General features: G+C 68.1%; 17 protein-coding genes. 12 read left to right on the top strand and 5 right to left on the bottom strand.

The annotated features are described in order from the left end of the window. The first annotated feature begins 271 nt into the window (after positions 1 to 271). The 12 genes from OCU_RS30250 (at position 272) to OCU_RS30195 (ending at position 14,031) form a co-directional block, all read left to right on the top strand. A complete protein-coding gene (locus OCU_RS30250; protein ID WP_014379350.1) occupies positions 272 to 1,156 on the top strand; it encodes a PPE family protein, SVP subgroup in 885 nt (294 codons plus the stop codon). Positions 1,157 to 1,214: 58 nt separating this feature from the next. Further along, positions 1,215 to 2,369, top strand: a complete 1,155-nt coding sequence (locus OCU_RS30245; RefSeq protein ID WP_014379349.1) for a PPE family protein — start codon at positions 1,215 to 1,217, stop codon at positions 2,367 to 2,369. A gap of 161 nt (positions 2,370 to 2,530) precedes the next feature. After that, the gene (locus tag OCU_RS30240; RefSeq protein WP_003874404.1) at positions 2,531 to 2,827 is read left to right on the top strand and encodes a WXG100 family type VII secretion target; all 297 of its coding nucleotides are present in this window, start codon (positions 2,531 to 2,533) and stop codon (positions 2,825 to 2,827) included. A 41-nt stretch (positions 2,828 to 2,868) separates the two neighbouring features. Then, entirely contained in the window at positions 2,869 to 3,153 is a 285-nt protein-coding gene (locus tag OCU_RS30235) for a WXG100 family type VII secretion target (protein ID WP_008254256.1), read from the top strand. Between the two features lie 227 nt (positions 3,154 to 3,380). Beyond that, positions 3,381 to 4,154, top strand: a complete 774-nt coding sequence (locus OCU_RS30230) for a response regulator transcription factor (RefSeq protein ID WP_009954125.1) — start codon at positions 3,381 to 3,383, stop codon at positions 4,152 to 4,154. After that, on the top strand, positions 4,151 to 5,686 hold the full coding sequence (locus OCU_RS30225) for a sensor histidine kinase (RefSeq protein ID WP_014379347.1): 1,536 nt from the start codon (positions 4,151 to 4,153) through the stop codon (positions 5,684 to 5,686). Before OCU_RS30230 ends, OCU_RS30225 begins: the two co-directional genes overlap by 4 nt. Before the next feature lie 159 nt (positions 5,687 to 5,845). Then, positions 5,846 to 5,929 (top strand): hypothetical protein, encoded by an 84-nt coding sequence (locus OCU_RS50970; RefSeq protein WP_008254247.1) that lies wholly within the window; start codon positions 5,846 to 5,848, stop codon positions 5,927 to 5,929. 86 nt (positions 5,930 to 6,015) lie between these two features. After that, the gene (gene kdpA, locus OCU_RS30215; protein WP_014379346.1) at positions 6,016 to 7,686 is read left to right on the top strand and encodes a potassium-transporting ATPase subunit KdpA; all 1,671 of its coding nucleotides are present in this window, start codon (positions 6,016 to 6,018) and stop codon (positions 7,684 to 7,686) included. Further along, positions 7,686 to 9,836 carry a potassium-transporting ATPase subunit KdpB gene (gene kdpB, locus OCU_RS30210; protein ID WP_014379345.1) on the top strand — a complete coding sequence of 717 codons (2,151 nt, stop codon included), beginning with the start codon at positions 7,686 to 7,688 and terminating at the stop codon, positions 9,834 to 9,836. The genes kdpA and kdpB overlap by 1 nt, the downstream gene beginning before the upstream one ends. A 1-nt stretch (position 9,837) precedes the next feature. Further along, on the top strand, positions 9,838 to 10,707 hold the full coding sequence (locus OCU_RS30205; RefSeq protein WP_014379344.1) for a potassium-transporting ATPase subunit C: 870 nt from the start codon (positions 9,838 to 9,840) through the stop codon (positions 10,705 to 10,707). A gap of 11 nt (positions 10,708 to 10,718) precedes the next feature. Then, positions 10,719 to 13,301 (top strand): sensor histidine kinase, encoded by a 2,583-nt coding sequence (locus tag OCU_RS30200; protein WP_029384562.1) that lies wholly within the window; start codon positions 10,719 to 10,721, stop codon positions 13,299 to 13,301. A gap of 49 nt (positions 13,302 to 13,350) precedes the next feature. Further along, positions 13,351 to 14,031, top strand: a complete 681-nt coding sequence (locus OCU_RS30195) for a response regulator (RefSeq protein ID WP_009954135.1) — start codon at positions 13,351 to 13,353, stop codon at positions 14,029 to 14,031. Positions 14,032 to 14,090: 59 nt separating this feature from the next. On the opposite strand, the gene OCU_RS30190 is transcribed toward OCU_RS30195, so the two are convergent. From OCU_RS30190 to eno, 5 genes are all read right to left on the bottom strand, one after another. Further along, positions 14,091 to 14,396, bottom strand: coding sequence for a hypothetical protein (locus OCU_RS30190; protein ID WP_014379343.1), 306 nt, complete (start codon positions 14,394 to 14,396; stop codon positions 14,091 to 14,093). A 111-nt stretch (positions 14,397 to 14,507) separates the two neighbouring features. Continuing rightward, positions 14,508 to 15,458 carry a Ppx/GppA phosphatase family protein gene (locus OCU_RS30185; RefSeq protein ID WP_041787031.1) on the bottom strand — a complete coding sequence of 317 codons (951 nt, stop codon included), beginning with the start codon at positions 15,456 to 15,458 and terminating at the stop codon, positions 14,508 to 14,510. After that, positions 15,452 to 15,940, bottom strand: a complete 489-nt coding sequence (locus tag OCU_RS30180; RefSeq protein WP_009954138.1) for a DUF501 domain-containing protein — start codon at positions 15,938 to 15,940, stop codon at positions 15,452 to 15,454. The genes OCU_RS30185 and OCU_RS30180 overlap by 7 nt, the downstream gene beginning before the upstream one ends. Continuing rightward, positions 15,933 to 16,634, bottom strand: coding sequence for an FtsB family cell division protein (locus OCU_RS30175; RefSeq protein ID WP_014379341.1), 702 nt, complete (start codon positions 16,632 to 16,634; stop codon positions 15,933 to 15,935). The genes OCU_RS30180 and OCU_RS30175 overlap by 8 nt, the downstream gene beginning before the upstream one ends. 1 nt (position 16,635) lies before the next feature. Then, positions 16,636 to 17,928, bottom strand: a complete 1,293-nt coding sequence (gene eno / locus OCU_RS30170) for a phosphopyruvate hydratase (protein ID WP_014379340.1) — start codon at positions 17,926 to 17,928, stop codon at positions 16,636 to 16,638. Positions 17,929 to 17,972: the final 44 nt, after the last annotated feature.

Below are 17,972 nucleotides of genomic sequence, written 5' to 3'. Positions count from 1 at the left end.
GGGGCCGTGTCCATCGATTAGGATCCGCGCGCCGCGCGCGATTTCTCCCTGTCCGCGCCCGCGATCAGATGACGTCCCGATGTCGTCCGACAAGGTCTTGTTAAAACTGCCGCCCTTGTCGTTAAGAAGCCGTAAACGACTGTAACCCCAGCTCATTGGGTGGGGAATGTGGAGTTGTGGCTCGCTAGCGTTACGCCAACGCACAGCGGCCGTTACGTGAACACACAGCGATCCACACCGGGGGTCGGCTCGTTCAGCATAGGAGCAACAGATGTCGTTTCTGACAACACAGACCGAGGAAATGCTAGCCGCGGAGACGTTGCTGTCCGGAATCAACAGCAACCTGGCGGCGCAAAACACGGGCGCCGCGTCGGCGACGACCGTCATCGCGCCCGCCGCCGCCGACCCGGTGTCGGCCCAGCAGGCGGCGATCTTCTCGGCGTACGGCACCCAGTACCAGGCGATCGCCGCCGAGGCGCAGGCGCAGCTGGAGAAGTACTCGCAGACCCTGGGCATCAGCTCCAACAGCTACGGCGACACCGAGGCCGTCAACGCCAGCCAGGCCGCCATCCAAGCGTTGGACGCCGCGGATTCCGGCACCGGCGCTGCCACGGGTTCCAACCCGATCGACATCCTTGCCTGGCTCCTCGGCTTCAACGGCCAGTCCAGCGGCGGCCTCGGCGGCATGTTCGGCCTGTCGAGCAACGGCGCCAACATCGGAAACATCGGCTTCGGAAACTGGGCGTCGGCCACGTCGAACCTCCTCGGCCTCGCCGGTGGCGGCCTGCTGGACACGTCCGGTGACGCCGCCGGTGCGGCCGCCGCGGCGGACCTGGCCACCTCGACCACGCCGGCCGGCGCCGGGGTGAGCGGCGTGGCGGGCGTGGGCGCGATGCCCGCCGCCGCGATGGGCCAGGCGACCATGGTCAACAAGCTCTCGGTGCCGCCGAGCTGGGCCGGTTCCACCCCGGTGGCCGGCTCGAGCGCCGCGCCGCTGCAGACCGTCGGCTGGACCGCCGCCGCGCCGCAGACCGGTGCCGGCACGGTGGTGCCCGGCATGCCCGGGGTGGGTGCGATGGGGCGCAACAGCGCCGGCTTCGGCGCGCCGCGCTACGGCGTCAAGCCGATCGTCATGCCGAAACCGGCGGCCGTCTAGGCGATCACGGCCACTCGTCAGACATCGAATCCGAACAGACAAGGAGCGGGAAACCCAGATGGTTCTTGACTTTTCAGCGATGCCCCCGGAGATCACCTCCTCGCTCATGTACGCGGGTGCGGGCTCGGCTCCGCTCATGGCCGCCGCGACGGCGTACGCCAACCTGGCCGCCGAGGTGAGCGCCACCGCCACGCAGTGGGAGTCGATCATCTCGCTTTTGACCACCGAACAGTGGACCGGCGGTGGGTCGGCCGCGGCGGCGGCCGCCGCCCAGCCCATCGTGTCCTACCTGACGGAGACGGCGACCACCCTCGAGCAGGCGAGCGCGCAGGCCACCGCGTCGGCGGCTGCCTACGAGGCGGCGTTCGCCGCGACGGTGCCCCCGCCGGTGATCGCGGCCAATCGCACGTTGCTGGCCACACTCGTCGCGACGAACTTCCTCGGCGTCAATTCGGCCGCGATCGCCGCGACCGAAGCGCAATACGCCGAGATGTGGGTACAAGACGCCACCATGATGGCCGCCTATCAGGCCTCCTCGGCGGCGGCCGGGGTCCTCACCCCGGTGACGCCGCTGACGTCGACCACCGACCCGGCGCGAGCCGCGGCCGTGGACAACGGCGCGGTCGCCTTCGACGCGGCGAACAGTACGTCGCAGGCGGCCGGCCTGGACCTGTCGTCGCTCATCACGTCGCCAACGAGCAGTGGCGGCCTGCTGCAGTCCATCGACAACTTGATGGGCACCCCGTCGTTCCTGAACGCCACCAACGGCGCCGTCAACACCGCGGCGTGGTGGGTGTGTGCCACGATCCCGAACGCGGTGTCGCTGGGGCACACGCTGGGATCGGTGCCGTCGATTCCGTTCTCGCTGGCCGACTCCGTCGCGCCGGCGGCGGGCGCGGCCGCCATCACGCCCGGCACGACGGTGGGCTCGGTGTCGGGCGCGGGCGCATCGGCGGCGCTGGGCGAGGCCTCCACCGTGGGCCGTCTCTCGGTGCCGGCCGGCTGGAACGCGGCCGCCCCGGCGTCGTCGTTGGCGTCGGCCACCGCTCCGCTCGAGGGCTCGGGCTGGACGGCCGCGGCCGAAGCGGAGGGCGTCACCGCGATGCCCGGCATGCCGGGCATGGCGGCGGCGGCCAAGGGCGCCGGCGCCTACGGCACCGGACCCCGGTACGGCTTCAAGCCGATCGTCATGCCCAAGCAGGTTGTCGTCTGAGGAGGGACGCTGATACGGGAATCAAGGGGGTACATGTCGCCCGTTTAAGGCGAACAATTAACCGGCAGGCCGTAATCTAGTTGAACCGCGGCCACCGCCGCATCAATTTCCATTGTTAAGACTTCGGCCGACTGAAGCTATCAAGATAGGAGACAGCCGACATGGCAACACGTTTTATGACCGACCCGCACGAGATGCGGGCGATGGCGGGCCGTTTCGAGGTCCACGCCCAGACCGTCGAGGACGAGGCTCGCAAGATGTGGGCGTCGTCGATGAACATCGCGGGCGCGGGCTGGAGCGGCCAGGCGCAGGCGACGTCGTATGACACCATGGGCCAGGTCAACCAGGCCTTCCGCAACATCGTCAACATGCTCCACGGGGTGCGTGACGGGCTGATCCGCGACGCGAACAACTACGAGCAGCAAGAGCAGGCCTCGCAGCAGATCCTCAGCAGCTAGCCCAGAACTGCTGCTGCCCAACACTTTTAAGGAGCCATGTAATGAGCATTAACTACCAGTTCGGCGACGTAGACGCCCACGGTGCCCTGATCCGCGCCCAGGCCGCGTCCTTGGAGGCCGAGCACCAGGCCATCATTCGCGATGTGCTTGCTGCCGGCGACTTTTGGGGCGGTGCCGGTTCGGTCGCGTGCCAGGAGTTCATCACCCAGTTGGGTCGCAACTTCCAGGTGATCTACGAGCAGGCCAACTCCCACGGACAGAAGGTTCAGTCCGCGGGCAACAACATGGCCAGCACCGACAGCGCCGTCGGGTCCAGCTGGGCCTGACGCCTCGTCTCTTGAAAACGGGGCCGCGCACCGACCGGTGTGCGGCCCCGTTTTGCATCTCCAGTCCACTCGACGAAACCCGCTCGGGCGCCGTCGTTTTGGAAGACGAATGCCCGTAACGCCTCAAGGCACAGCGCCTTTCGAAAGCGTCGGGAGACGCGCATACATTTGAGAATTCTATGAACTCCGTGACAATCCGGTGTGTGACCGGCCAGAATTGAAGGAATATGACCGCAACGGCCGGATACTCAGGCTCGCAGCGGCCCCGCCAAGCCATCCTGGGGCAGCTGCCGCGGATCAACCGTGCCGATGGCTCACCGATCAGGGTTTTGCTGGTCGACGACGAGCCGGCGCTGACCAATCTGGTGAAGATGGCCCTGCACTACGAGGGCTGGGTGGTCGACATCGCCCACAACGGGCGTGAGGCCATGGCCAAGTTCGAGAGGGTCAACCCCGACGTGCTCGTCCTCGACATCATGCTTCCCGACGTCGACGGGTTGCGGATCCTCGAGCGGGTGCGCCAATCCGACGTCTACACCCCGACGCTTTTCCTGACCGCGCGCGACTCGGTCATGGACCGGGTGACCGGCCTGACCGCGGGCGCCGACGACTACATGACCAAACCGTTCAGCCTGGAGGAATTGGTCGCTAGGCTGCGCGGGTTGCTCCGCCGCTCCGGCCAGCCGCCCACGCCGACGGCCGAAACCCTCATCGTCGGCGACCTGCGGGTCGACACCGCCAGCCGGGAAGTCACCCGCGGTGACACCGCGGTGTCGCTTTCCTCCACCGAGTTCGAGTTGCTGCGCTTCCTCATGCGCAACCCGCGGCGCGCGCTGAGCCGCACCGAGATCCTGGACCGGGTGTGGAACTACGACTTCGCGGGGCGCACCAGCATCGTGGATCTCTACATCTCGTACTTGAGGAAAAAGATCGACTCCGGCCGGGAGCCGATGATTCACACGGTCCGCGGCGTGGGGTACATGCTGCGGCCGGCGGAATGACCGAAGACAAGGCCGCGACATCCGGGATCTTTCCCCGGTGGTTTCCCTCGTCGCTGCGCCGCCAGCTCCTGTTGGGCGTGCTGGCCGTGGTCAGCGTGGTGCTGGTGACCGTCGGCATCGTTTCCGTGCTCAGCCTGCGCGGCTATGTCAACGCCATGAGCGACGCCGACATCGCCGAGTCCCTCGACGCGTTCAGCCACCAGTACACGAAATACCGCAACGGCGAACACACTTCGACGCATCCGGGCACGCCGCCGATCGGACAGGCGATGCTGGAATTCACCGGACAGACGCCGGGCAACCTGATCGCCGTGCTGCGCAACGGCGTGGTGATCGGGTCGGCGGTCTTCTCCGAGGGCGAACCGAAACCCGCGCCGGCCGACGTCATCAGCGCGCTGGAAGGGCAGACGTGGTCCGGCGGCCCACCCCGGACCGAAATACTGGGCAGGCTCGGGTCTTATCGCCTCGACAGCACCGTGGACGGCTCCGACGTGCTCGTGGTCGGGATGTCGCAGAACCTCGCCGACCGGATCATCGCGCGCAAGCAGATCACCACGATCGCGCTGACCGCCGGGGCGCTGGCCCTTACCGCGGCTCTGACCGGGTGGGTCGTCGGGTACACGCTTCGTCCGCTGCGCCGGCTCGGCGCGATCGCGGCCAACGTCGCCGCCATGCCGCTCGCCGACGACGACCACCGCATCAGCATCCGGGTACAACCGCAGGACACCGACCCGCAAAACGAGGTCGGGATCGTCGGCCACACGCTGAACCGCTTGCTGGACAACGTCGATGGCGCGCTGGCGCATCGGGTCGAATCCGATTTGCGGATGCGGCAATTCATCAGCGACGCCAGCCACGAACTGCGCACACCTTTGGCGGCGATTCAGGGCTACGCCGAACTCACTCGCCAGGACAGTTCGGAGCTGCCGCCGACCACCGAATACGCGCTGGCCCGCATCGAGTCCGAGGCCCGGCGGATGGCGTTGCTCGTCGACGAGTTGCTGCTGCTTTCCCGGCTGGGCGAAGGGCAAGATCTGCAGTCCGAGGACGTCGACCTGGCCGCGGTGGCCAACAACGCGGTCAATGACGCGACGGTGGCTGCGCTGACCCACCACTGGGTCAAAGACCTGCCCGACCATCCGGTCTGGGTGCGGGGCGACCACGCCCGGCTGCACCAGTTGGTCAGCAACCTGCTGGGCAACGCCCGGGTGCACACACCGCCCGGGGTGACGGTGACGACCGGAATCACCTGCCACCGTGACGGTCCCGAACCGCCGTTCGTGGAATTGACCGTCACCGACGACGGGCCCGGCATCGACGAAGAGCTACTGCCCAGGCTGTTCGAAAGGTTCGTCCGCGCAGACAAATCGAGATCCGACGGCTCGGGCCACGGACTGGGCCTGCCGATCGTCAGTTCGATCGTCAAGGCCCATCATGGTTCGGTCACCGTCGAATCCACGGAGGACGAGACGGTTTTCCGGGTACGGCTCCCCCTGATCGACGGGCCGCCACGGGGCGTTAATAAACCGTAAAGGTGCACGGTAGCCCCGTTAGGAAACCGTCAACCACACACCCTCACCGCACGCCACCCGGTTAGTTTCAATCGGACGTTGGCCCGCGGCTGTCGCGCGACGGTGGGGCTACTCGGAGTCCCTTGCGTATGCGCGTGATTGGCGCGGAACGGAGACGAGATGGGCGTGGCGGTGTACGTCGTGCTGACCGTGGCGGTGTTCGCCGCACTCGGCGTGGCTCAGAAGCTGGTCGAGCGGCTATGAACTACCAAAACGCGGTCGGTTTGGTGCTTTCCGTCCTCGTTGCGCTCTACGTGGGTAGCGCCCTGCTGTTCCCCGAGAGGTTCTGAGTGAGCACGACAACGGCCGGGATCGTTTTCCTCGTTGTCCTCGTCGCGGCGGTGGCGGTTGTCCACGTGCCCTTCGGGGACTACATGTTTCGCGTGTACGCCGCGGAGAAGGATTCTTCTGTCGAGCGGATGGTCTATCGGCTGATCGGCGTCGACGCGCGCTCGGAACAGACCTGGGGGGCCTATGCCCGAAGCGTGCTGGCGTTCTCGTCGATCAGCATTCTGTTCTTGTTCGTCTTCCAACTCGTCCAGGGCAAGTTGCCGCTGCACCTGCATGATCCGGCCACCAGGCTGACGCCCTCGCTGGCGTGGAACACCGCGGTCAGCTTTGTCACGAACACCAACTGGCAGGCCTACTCCGGCGAGACGACACAGGGACATCTCGTGCAGATGGCCGGCCTGGCGGTGCAGAACTTCGTGTCCGCCGCCGTCGGGATGGCGGTCGCCGTGGCGCTGGTGCGCGGGTTCGCCCGCACCCGCACCGGCGAGCTCGGCAACTTCTGGGTCGACCTGGTGCGCGGGACGCTGCGGATCCTGTTGCCCGTCGCCATCGTCAGCGCGATCCTGCTGATCGCCGGTGGGGCGATCCAGAACTTCCACCTGCACGACCAGGTGGTCACCACCGTCGGCGGCGCCCAGCAGACGATCACCGGCGGGCCGGTGGCCAGCCAGGAGGTCATCAAGGAACTCGGCACCAACGGCGGCGGCTTCTACAACGCGAATTCCGCGCACCCGTTTGAGAATCCGACCGGCTGGACCAACTGGCTGGAGATCTTCCTCATCCTGGTGATCGGGTTCTCACTGCCCCGCACGTTCGGGCGCATGGTGGGTAACACCAAGCAGGGCTTCGCGATTGCGGCCGTGATGGCGACGCTGTACATGATCAGCACCACCTTCATGCTGTGGTTCCAGACGCAGCACCACGGCACGGTGCCGACGGCCGTCGGCGCGGCGACGGAGGGGGTCGAGCAGCGCTTCGGCGTCGCCGACTCGGGGGTGTTCGCCGCCGCGACGACCCTCACGTCCACCGGCGCGGTCGATTCCGCGCACGACTCGCTGACCAGCCTGGGCGGCATGATCACGATGTTCAACATGCAGCTGGGTGAGGTCGCGCCCGGCGGCACCGGCTCCGGCCTGTACGGCATCCTGGTGCTGGCGGTGATCACCGTGTTCGTCGCCGGCCTGATGGTCGGACGGACCCCGGAATACCTCGGCAAGAAGATCACCCCGCGCGAGATCAAGCTCGCCGCAAGCTATTTCCTGGTCACTCCGCTGATCGTGCTGACCGGCACCGCGATCGCGATGGCGTTGCCCGGCCAACGCGCCGGCATGCTCAACAGCGGACCGCACGGACTCTCCGAGATCCTCTACGCGTTCACCTCGGCGGCCAACAACAACGGGTCCGCCTTCGCCGGCCTGAGCGCCAACACCGACTGGTACAACACCGCTCTCGGCCTGGCCATGGCCATCGGCCGGTTCCTGCCCATCGTGCTCGTGCTGGCGCTGGCCGGATCGCTGGCCCGGCAAGGCAGCACACCGGCCTCGGCGGGCACCTTGCCCACGCACCGGCCGCAGTTCGTGGGCATGGTCGCGGGCGTCACGTTGATCGTCGTTGCCCTGACGTTCTTGCCCATGCTCGCGCTCGGGCCCCTGGCCGAAGGGATTCACTGATGACCGCCACCGCGATCCAGCCGGCCGAGCAGACGCGACCGGCGGCGTCCACCGGCAGAAAACGGGTGCAGGGTGGCCTGCTCGACCCGAGGATGCTGTGGCGCTCGACCCCGGACGCGCTGCGAAAACTCAACCCCCGCACCCTGTGGCGCAACCCGGTGATGTTCATCGTCGAAATCGGCGCCGCCTGGAGCACCGTCCTGGCGGTCGCCGCGCCGAGCTGGTTCGCCTGGCTGGCCGTGATCTGGTTGTGGCTGACCGTGCTGTTCGCCAATCTCGCCGAAGCGGTTGCCGAGGGCCGGGGCAAGGCCCAGGCCGAAACGCTGCGCCGAGCCAAAACGCAAACCGTCGCCCGCCGGCTCAAGGACTGGGTACCGGGGGGCGCCGCGGTCGAGGAAGCGGTCGCCGCGGCGCAACTGCGACAGGGCGACATCGTCGTGGTCGAGGCCGGCCAGGCGATCCCCGGCGACGGTGACGTGGTGGAAGGCATTGCCTCCGTGGACGAATCGGCCATCACGGGCGAGTCGGCGCCGGTGATCCGGGAGTCCGGCGGCGACCGATCGGCGGTCACCGGCGGCACCACTGTGCTCAGCGACCGGATCGTCGTCAAGATCACCCAGAAGCCCGGTGAGAGCTTCATCGACCGGATGATCGCGCTCGTCGAGGGCGCCAACCGGCAGAAGACCCCGAACGAGATCGCGCTGAACATCCTGCTGGCCGCGTTGACGATCATCTTCGTCTTCGCCGTCGTGACCTTGCAGCCGCTGGCCATCTACTCCAAGGCGAACAACCCCGGCGTCCCGGATAGCCAGGCGCTGGACGCCGGCGGCGTGACCGGGATCGTGATGGTGTCGCTGCTGGTGTGCCTGATCCCGACCACCATCGGCGCGCTGCTGTCGGCCATCGGCATCGCCGGCATGGACCGGCTGGTGCAGCGCAACGTGCTCGCCATGTCCGGGCGGGCGGTGGAGGCCGCCGGCGACGTCAACACCCTGCTGCTGGACAAGACGGGCACCATCACACTGGGCAACCGGCAGGCCGCCGCCTTCATCCCTCTCGACGGAGTGTCGCCCGAACAATTGGCCGACGCCGCGCAATTGTCCAGCCTCGCCGACGAAACACCCGAGGGCCGTTCGGTTGTCGTGTTCGCCAAGGAGCACTTCGGATTGCGTGCCCGCACACCGGGCGAGCTGTCACAGGCCCACTGGGTCGCCTTCTCAGCCACCACACGGATGTCGGGCGTCGACCTCGACGCGCACCTGCTGCGCAAGGGCGCGGCCAGCTCGGTCGCGGAATGGGTGCGCGGCCAAGGGGGCAACGTCCCCGCGCAGCTCGGCGAGATCGTCGACGGCGTCTCCGCCGGTGGCGGCACGCCGCTGGTGGTCGGGGAAAGCGTCGACGGGCACGCGAGGGTGCTCGGTGTCATCCACCTCAAAGACGTCGTCAAGCAGGGCATGCGGGATCGGTTCGACGAGATGCGCCGGATGGGCATCCGGACGGTGATGATCACCGGCGATAACCCGTTGACGGCCAAGGCGATTGCCGACGAGGCCGGTGTCGACGACTTCCTGGCCGAGGCCACCCCGGAGGACAAGCTCGCGTTGATCAAGCGCGAGCAGGCCGGCGGCAAACTGGTGGCGATGACCGGCGACGGCACCAACGACGCGCCCGCGTTGGCGCAGGCCGACGTGGGTGTGGCGATGAACACCGGCACGTCGGCCGCCAAAGAGGCCGGCAACATGGTCGACCTCGACTCCGATCCCACCAAGCTCATCGAGATCGTGGAGATCGGCAAGCAGCTGCTGATCACCCGCGGGGCGCTGACGACTTTTTCGATCGCCAACGACATCGCGAAGTACTTCGCGATCATCCCGGCGATGTTCGTCGCGCTGTTCCCCGGCCTGGACCTGATCAACGTGATGCGGCTGCACAGCCCGCAATCGGCGATCCTGTCCGCGGTCGTCTTCAACGCGATCGTCATCGTGTTGCTGATCCCGCTCTCGCTGCGCGGTGTGCGGTACACGCCGAGCAGCGCGTCAAAACTGTTGAGCCGCAACCTGTATGTCTACGGTCTGGGCGGCATCGTCGCCCCGTTCGCCGGAATCAAGGCGATCGACCTGATCGTCCAATTCATCCCGGGGATGTCCTGATATGACGAATTTCGTCCGCCTGCACTGGGCGGCACTGCGTGCGCTGCTGGTGCTGACCGCGATCACCGGTCTGGCCTATCCCCTATTCGTCTGGGCCGTCGCGCAGCTTCCGGGATTGCGGGAGCACGCCGAGGGGTCGATCCTCACCGCGGACGGTAAGCCGGTGGGCAGCAGGTTGATCGGCCAGTCCTTCACCGACTCCGGCGGCAACCCGTTGCCGCAATACTTCCAGAGCCGACCCTCGGCGGCGGGCGCCGGCTACGACCCGACCTCGTCGGGCGGCAGCAACCTGGGGCCGGAAAGCATCGTCGACGCGCCCGGCAAGCCGAGCCTGCTGACGCAGGTGTGTGCGCGCAGTGCCGCGGTGGGCAGGCTGGAAGGTGTCGACGGGTCGCGGCCGTTCTGCACCGGCGGCGGCGTGGGCGCGGTGCTGTCGGTGATCGGCCCGCGCGACGCGCGTGGAAACGTCGTCCACCCGACCCGGGTTATCAGCGTCAACGAGCCGTGCGGCTCGACGCCGGCGCCGTTCCTCAGCCTCTACCAGGGGGTGCGCGTCGAATGCGCCCAAACCGCAGAGGACTACTCGATCGGACAGACCGTACCCGTCCGCGGCGCCGCGCCCGCCAGCCCGGCCGTGCCGGCCGACGCGGTCACCGCCAGCGGCAGCGGCCTCGATCCGAACATCTCGACGGCCTACGCCGACATCCAAGTGGCACGGGTCGCCCACGCCCGCAGTGTCAGCCCGGATCAGATCCGTGCGGTGGTGGCGCAGAACCGGAGCGGCCGCGCGCTGGGGTTTTTCGGTGAGCCGTGCGTCGATGTGCTGCAACTCAACCTGCAACTCGACCACCGGTATCCCGTCACGAGTTAGCGGCAAGGGGGATGATGGTTGGCGTGAGTGACGTCAACCTCCACGGCCGCCAACCCAGGCGGGGGGAGCTACGCATCTACCTCGGTGCCGCTCCGGGTGTGGGTAAGACGTATTCGATGCTGGGTGAGGCGCATCGGCGGCTGGAGCGTGGCACCGATCTGGTGGCGGGCGTGGTGGAAACCCACGGGCGTGCGAAAACCGCTGAGCTGCTTGAGGGCATCGAGATCATTCCGCCGCGCTATATCGAGTATCGCGGCGGCCGCTTCCCCGAGCTCGACGTGCCGGCCGTGCTGGCGCGCCGCCCGCAGGTCGTCCTCGTCGACGAACTCGCGCACACCAACGCGCCGGGCAGCAAGAACCCCAAGCGATGGCAGGACGTCGAGGAGTTGCTCGACGCCGGGATCACGGTGATCTCCACGGTCAACGTGCAGCACCTGGAAAGCCTCAACGACGTCGTCGCCCAGATCACCGGGATCGAGCAGAAGGAGACCGTCCCGGACCTGATCGTGCGGCAGGCCGCGCAGGTCGAACTCATCGATATCACGCCAGAGGCGTTGCGGCGCAGGTTGTCCCATGGCAATGTCTACGCTCCCGATCGCATCGATGCGGCGCTGTCGAACTACTTCCGTCGCGGAAACCTCACCGCGCTAAGGGAACTGGCGCTGCTGTGGCTCGCCGACCAGGTCGATACGGCGCTGGCAAAATACCGGGCCGAGAACAAGATCACCGACATGTGGGAGGCCCGCGAGCGGGTTGTCGTCGCGGTCACCGGTGGACGCGAATCCGAGACGTTGGTGCGACGGGCGTCCCGCATCGCGTCGAAGTCCACCGCCGAGCTCATGGTGGTCCACGTCGTCCGCGGCGACGGCCTGGCCGGCCTGTCGGAATCCCGGATGGCCAAGATCCGCGAGCTGGCGAGCAGCCTGGACGCTTCGCTGCACACCGTCGTCGGCGACGACGTGCCCACGGCCCTACTCGAGTTCGCGCGCGAGATGAACGCCACGCAGCTGGTGATCGGCACCTCGCGGCGGTCGCGCTGGGCGCGCCTGTTCGAGGAGGGCATCGGCCCGAGGATCGTCGAGCTGTCCGGCAAGATCGACGTGCATCTGGTCACCCACGAGGAGGCCAAGCGCGGATTTCGCACGGCCTCGCTCGCGCCGCGCGAACGGCGGGTGACGTCGTGGCTGGCGGCGCTCATCGTGCCGTCGATCATCTGCGCGATCACCGTCACGGCGCTGGATCCCTACCTGGACACCGGCGGCGAGAGCGCCTTGTTCTTTGTGGGGGTGCTGCTGGTCGGGTTGTTCGGAGGCGTTGCGCCCGCGGCGCTTTCGGCGATGCTGTCCGGGCTGCTGCTGAACTACTTTTTGATTGCCCCGCGGCACAGCTTCACCATCGCCGAACCCAACAGCGCCATCACCGAATTGGTGCTGCTGCTGATCGCGGTCGCGGTGGCGGTGCTGGTCGATTTCGCGGCCAAACGCACCCGGGAAGCCCGCCGCGCGTCGCAGGAGGCCGAGCTGCTGACCCTGTTCGCGGGTTCGGTGCTGCGCGGCGCCGACCTCGAAACGCTGCTCGAACGGGTGCGTGAGACGTACGCCCAGCGCGCGGTCGCGATGTTGCGCGGGGCCGGCGAGGAAGCGCGCGGCGGCGGCACCACGAGCGACGTCGTCGCCTGCGTGGGCAGGGATCCCTGCGTCACCGTCGATTCCGCGGACACCGCGATCGAGGTCGGTGACGACGAATTCTGGATGCTGCTGGCGGGCCGAAAGCTCTCGGCGCGGGACCGTCGGGTGCTCAGCGCGGTGGCCAGGCAGGCGGCCGGTTTGATCAGGCAGCGGGAACTCGCCGAGGAGGCCAGCCGAACCGAGGCGGTCGTGCGGGCCGACGAACTGCGGCGCTCGCTGCTGTCCGCGGTCAGCCATGACCTGCGCACGCCGCTGGCGGCGGCCAAGGTCGCGGTGTCCAGCCTGCGCGCCGAGGACGTCGCCTTCTCCGCCACCGACACCGCGGAGTTGCTGGCGACGATCGAGGAGTCCATCGACCAACTCACCGCGCTGGTCGGCAACCTGCTCGATTCCTCGCGGCTGGCCGCCGGGGTGATCCACCCCGAGCTGAGCCGGGTGTACCTCGAGGAAACCGTGCAACGCGCGCTGGTCAGCATCGGCAAGGGCGCCACCGGCTATTTCCGGTCCGCCATCGACCGCGTCAAGGTGGACGTGGGCGACGCCATGGTGATGGCCGACGCCGGGCTGCTGGAGCGCGTGCTGGCCAACCTGATCGACAACGCGCTGCGCTACGCGCCCCACTGCCTGGTCCGGGTCAACGCCGGGCGGGTGGGCGATCGGGTGCTGATCAACGTCATCGACGAGGGGCCCGGAATACCCCACGGGGCCGAGGAGCAGATCTTCGAAGCGTTTCAGCGGCTCGGCGATCACGACAACACCACCGGCGTCGGTCTGGGGATGTCGGTGGCGCGGGGCTTCGTCGAGGCGATGGGCGGGACCATAACGGCCACCGACACTCCGGGAGGCGGGCTGACCGTGATCGTGGAAATGGCTGCGCCGCAATCGATAGAGGACCGGCGCACATGACGCGCGCCGGCGACGATGCAGAGCGCAGCGATGAGGAGGAGCGGCGCACATGACCCGCGTATTGGTGATCGACGACGAGCCGCAGATACTGCGCGCGCTGCGCATCAACCTGTCCGTGCGGGGCTATGAGGTGGTCACCGCGTCGAGCGGCGCGGGCGCGCTGCGCGCCGCCGCCGAGCACAAGCCCGACGTGGTGATCCTCGACCTCGGCCTGCCCGACATCTCCGGGATCGACGTCCTGGCGGGTCTGCGCGGATGGCTCACCGCACCGGTGATCGTGTTGTCCGCGCGCACCGACTCGTCGGACAAAGTGGAGGCGCTGGACGCCGGCGCCGACGATTACGTCACCAAACCCTTTGGGATGGACGAGTTCCTGGCCCGGCTGCGCGCGGCGGTCCGCCGCAACACCGCAGCATCCGAAGTCGAGCAGCCGGTGATCGAAACAGAATCGTTCACCGTCGATTTGGCCGCCAAGAAGGTCAGCAAGAACGGCGGCGAGGTCCATCTCACCCCCACCGAGTGGGGAATGCTCGAGGTACTCGTGCGCAATCGCGGCAAGTTGGTCGGCCGCGAGGAGCTACTCAAGGAGGTGTGGGGCCCGGCCTATGCCACCGAAACCCATTACCTGCGAGTGTATCTCGCGCAGCTGCGCCGCAAGCTCGAAGACGACCCGTCGAACCCCAAGCATTTGCTGACCGAGTCGGGCATGGGCTATCGCTTCGAGGTATGACGCCCGCGGTCGTCGACATAGTCCCATCCGCCACACGCGTCCCTCCGGAGGAGGACATGTCAATTGCCCACCTCCGAGCGACAACCCGCGGCCTCGCGCAACGCCAGCACGCGCTGATGGATTCGATGCTCGGTGCTGCGCGGCAGGTAGCCGGGGCCGTACCTTCCTCGCCCTAGTCGCCGTACCCGCCCACGACCGATCTCCCATCGCAGCGCGTCCGAAATCGCCTTCGACGGCCTGCCGCGCACCGAGAAGCGGTGCCAGTTCAAGGCTTCGATCAGTTCGGCGATGGTTGCCGGCCCGTGAACGGCCAGCTGCATCGTGAGCACGTAACGCAGCTCGATGCCTTTGACTGCATGGTTCATTCCCGGACGGTCGCACAGGGGTACGACACCGCCAAAGTTGTCGCTCGGAGGTGGGCAATCGACATGTCCTCCTCCGGAGGGGCGCATGTGGCGGGTGTGACTAAACCCGGCCTATTCGGCGATCGACAGCACGATGCCGTCCAAAATGTCGTGCTCGCTCACCGTCAACTCCTCGATGCCCGCACGGGCGCGCAACTCGCGGGCCAACTCCTCCACCACGATCGCACCACCGCCGATCACGTCGGCCCGCCCCGCGTGCATCGGCGGCAGCGCCGCGCGCTCGGCGCGCGTCATCCCGATCAGCCGTTCACACACCGCCAACAGATCCGCACCGGCGACGCGTGAAAGATGAATGGCCGCAGAGTCATACGCCGGCAAGTCGTGCGCCAGCGCGGACAGCGTGGTCATCGTCCCGGCCAATCCGACCCACGTCCGCGCGCCCTCGACGGGCACCACGCCCAGCGCGACCTCGAGCCGCTCGCGCACCACCTGCCGGGCCGCCGCCACTTCCGCGGGCGTCGGCGGGTCCGAATGCAGGCAACGCTCGGTCAGCCGGACGCAGCCGATGTCGGCCGAGTAGCTGGCCGCCACCGCCTCGCCCCCCACGACGATTTCGGTGGAGCCCCCACCGAGGTCGACGACGACGAAAGGTCCGGCCCCACCGTCCAATTCGCCGACCGCGCCGCGGAACGACAGCTCGGCCTCCTCGGCGCCGCTGATCACCTCGGCCACCGCACCGGGCAGCACCGCGCCCAACACGTCGGCCGTCATCGCGAAGAAGTCGTCGCGGTTGGCGACATCGCGGGCCGCCGAGGTCGCCACCATCCGCACCCGCTCCACCCCATGCGTTTTCAGCAGGGCGGCGTAGTCCGCCAACGCCGCCCGGGTGCGGGCTATGGCCTCGGCCGCGAACTCGCCGGTCGCGTCGACACCCTGACCGAGCCGCACGATCCGCGTCTCCCGATGCACGTCACGCAGCCGCCCCGGCCCTACAACATCGGCGATCAACAAGCGAATCGAGTTGGTACCGCAGTCGATTCCCGCGAGCCCGCCGTTCACCATTGGCCCTCCACCAAAATGCCCGCCATCGCGGGCTCGCCGGCCAGGATCGCCAGCGCCTCGTCGCCGAACGGATTCACGCCCGGCCCCTTGGCCAGCGAATGCGCAATCAGCACGTGCAAGCACTTGACCCGGTCGGGCATCCCGCCGCCGGTGAAGGTCGTCCCCAACGATTCGATCGCGTCACGCTCGGCCAGATAGGACTCGTGCGCGCGCCGGTACGCTGCCGCCAGGTCGGCGTCGCGGCCCAGTCGCTCGGTCATCTCGCGCATCAATCCCGTCGTCTCGAGCCTGCTCGCCGCCGCCGTCAGCGCCGGATGTGTCAGGTAGTACAGCGTCGGAAACGGCGTTCCGTCAGGCAATTTCGGCGCGGTCTTCACCACGCCGGGTTCGCCGTTGGGACACCGGTAGGCGATTTCGAGCACCCCGCGCGGTTCCCGCCCGAGCTGGCGGGCCACCGCGTCCAGGTCGGCACGATCAACCACCGGGACCGGGGGGGTTCGGCGCGGACGGACCCGGTTCGGCCGGCGGGGCCGGGGCTTCGGCGGGCGGCGGCGCGGGAGGCGGCGCGGCCGGCGGCAGGTGCGGGGCGTCGGCGATGGTGTGCCACAGCGACGTGTACCACGGGTCGTTGTTGACCGGTTTCGCCGACGGGGCCCCCGGCTGGGTCGGCTCGGCCGCCGACGGGGGAAGCTGAACCTGGAACGGGATGTCGCCGGGCTTCACGAAGCCGAGCCGCTCGCGGGCCTGCGCCGCAATGTAGGCCGGGTCACCGAGTTTGGTCTTTCGCTGCTCCAAATCCGCGATCTGACGGCGCAGCGCCGCCTCGCTGGCGGCCAGCTGATTCATCTCGGTGCGCTGCGCGAAATAGGTGCGCACCGGTCCGGCGATCGTCAGCGTCAGCACGCAGATCACCGCGGCCAGCACCGCCGCGCGCCGCGCGGTGAACCCGAGCCGTTGCTCGGAGCGCTGCTCAACCGATTCGGCGGCCTGCCGGGCGATGGGTTCGACGACATGCTCTTGCTGCGTGGCGTTGCGGCCGCCGTGGTTCGCCGTGGGCGATGTCCGCGCGGACGGCTTCGACGACGGCTTGGCCGACCGAGGGCGCCGAACCGAAGCGCCGGCCTTCCCCGGGCGCGATGCCGGGGAACGCCGCTTCGGATCCGGCTTGCCGGGCAAGCTATTTGGCCTCCGGCGGCGTATACCGCGGGAAGGCGAGATCGCCGGCGTAGCGGGCGGCATCGCCGAGCGCCTCCTCGATCCGCAGCAGCTGGTTGTATTTGGCGACGCGCTCGCTGCGGGCGGGCGCACCGGTCTTGATCTGCCCGCTGCCGACCGCCACCGCCAGGTCGGCGATCGTGGTGTCCTCGGTCTCGCCGCTGCGATGGCTCATCATCGTGCGGTAGCCGCTGTGATGGGCCAGCGCGACGGCGTCGAGCGTCTCGGTCAGCGTGCCGATCTGATTCACCTTGACCAGCAACGCGTTTGCCACACCCTTGTCGATACCCTCTTCCAGGCGTTCGGGATTGGTGACGAAGATGTCGTCGCCGACGATCTGCAGCCGGTCACCGATGGCCGCGGTCAGGGCTACCCAGCCATCCCAATCGTCTTCCGACAGTGGGTCTTCGATGGACACCAGCGGATAAGACCCGAGCAGCCCGGCGTAGAACTCGGTCATCTGCTCCGCGGTGCGGGTGCTGCCCTCGAATTTGTAACCCGTCCCGTCGGTGAAGAACTCGGTGGCCGCCGCGTCGAGGGCCAGCGCCACGTCGGCGCCGAGTTTGAAGCCGGCCGAGTCGATGGCCCGGCTGATCAGGTCCAGTGCCGCGGTGGTGCCCGCCACGTCGGGGGCGAAGCCGCCCTCGTCGCCCAGGCCCGTGCTCAAGCCCTGCTTCTTGAGCACCGATTTCAGCGAGTGATACACCTCGGCGCCCCAGCGCAGCGCCTCGGCGAAGCTGGGCGCACCGATCGGCGCCACCATGAACTCCTGGATGTCGACGGCGGTGTCGGCGTGCGCGCCGCCGTTGAGGATGTTCATCATCGGCACCGGCAGGATGTGCGCGTTCGGGCCGCCGAGGTAGCGGAAAAGCGGCAACTCGGCGGAATCGGCGGCCGCCTTGGCCACGGCCAGCGACACACCCAGGATCGCGTTGCCGCCCAGCCTCGACTTGTCGGGCGTGCCGTCCAGGTCCAGCAGCGCCTGGTCGACCAGCCGCTGATCGTCGGCGTTGAGGCCGATCACCGCCGGGCCGATCTCGTCCAGCACCGCCTGCACGGCCTTCTGCACACCCTTGCCGGCATAGCGCTCGCCACCGTCGCGCAACTCGACGGCCTCGTGCTCACCCGTCGACGCGCCCGACGGCACCGCCGCGCGGGCAAAGGTCCCGTCGATCAGGGCAATCTCGACCTCGACTGTCGGGTTGCCGCGGGAATCGAGGATCTCGCGGGCCCCGACCTGCTCGATAATCGGCACTGGGGTTCTCCTTGTTCGCGTAAGGCCTGGGTCAGCGATACATC

This window comes from Mycobacterium intracellulare ATCC 13950 (genome assembly GCF_000277125.1).
GTDB classification, from domain to species: Bacteria; Actinomycetota; Actinomycetes; order Mycobacteriales; family Mycobacteriaceae; genus Mycobacterium; species Mycobacterium intracellulare.
The sequence above is the reverse complement of the archived record's forward strand: the minus strand, read 5'-3'. Positions and strand labels throughout refer to the sequence as shown.

Bases quoted from the DNA above. Each gene is read 5' to 3' on its own strand.
- OCU_RS30245 (WP_014379349.1), top strand. From the start codon at position 1,215: ATGGTTCTTGACTTTTCAGCGATGCCCCCGGAGATCACCTCCTCGCTC.
- OCU_RS30235 (WP_008254256.1), top strand. From the start codon at position 2,869: ATGAGCATTAACTACCAGTTCGGCGACGTAGACGCCCACGGTGCCCTG.
- OCU_RS30240 (WP_003874404.1), top strand. From the start codon at position 2,531: ATGGCAACACGTTTTATGACCGACCCGCACGAGATGCGGGCGATGGCG.
- OCU_RS30230 (WP_009954125.1), top strand. From the start codon at position 3,381: ATGACCGCAACGGCCGGATACTCAGGCTCGCAGCGGCCCCGCCAAGCC.
- OCU_RS30185 (WP_041787031.1), bottom strand. From the start codon at position 15,458: ATGGTGAACGGCGGGCTCGCGGGAATCGACTGCGGTACCAACTCGATT.
- OCU_RS30195 (WP_009954135.1), top strand. From the start codon at position 13,351: ATGACCCGCGTATTGGTGATCGACGACGAGCCGCAGATACTGCGCGCG.
- OCU_RS30200 (WP_029384562.1), top strand. From the start codon at position 10,719: ATGATGGTTGGCGTGAGTGACGTCAACCTCCACGGCCGCCAACCCAGG.
- OCU_RS50970 (WP_008254247.1), top strand. From the start codon at position 5,846: ATGGGCGTGGCGGTGTACGTCGTGCTGACCGTGGCGGTGTTCGCCGCA.
- kdpB (WP_014379345.1), top strand. From the start codon at position 7,686: ATGACCGCCACCGCGATCCAGCCGGCCGAGCAGACGCGACCGGCGGCG.
- OCU_RS30190 (WP_014379343.1), bottom strand. From the start codon at position 14,396: ATGAACCATGCAGTCAAAGGCATCGAGCTGCGTTACGTGCTCACGATG.
- OCU_RS30225 (WP_014379347.1), top strand. From the start codon at position 4,151: ATGACCGAAGACAAGGCCGCGACATCCGGGATCTTTCCCCGGTGGTTT.
- OCU_RS30250 (WP_014379350.1), top strand. From the start codon at position 272: ATGTCGTTTCTGACAACACAGACCGAGGAAATGCTAGCCGCGGAGACG.
- OCU_RS30205 (WP_014379344.1), top strand. From the start codon at position 9,838: ATGACGAATTTCGTCCGCCTGCACTGGGCGGCACTGCGTGCGCTGCTG.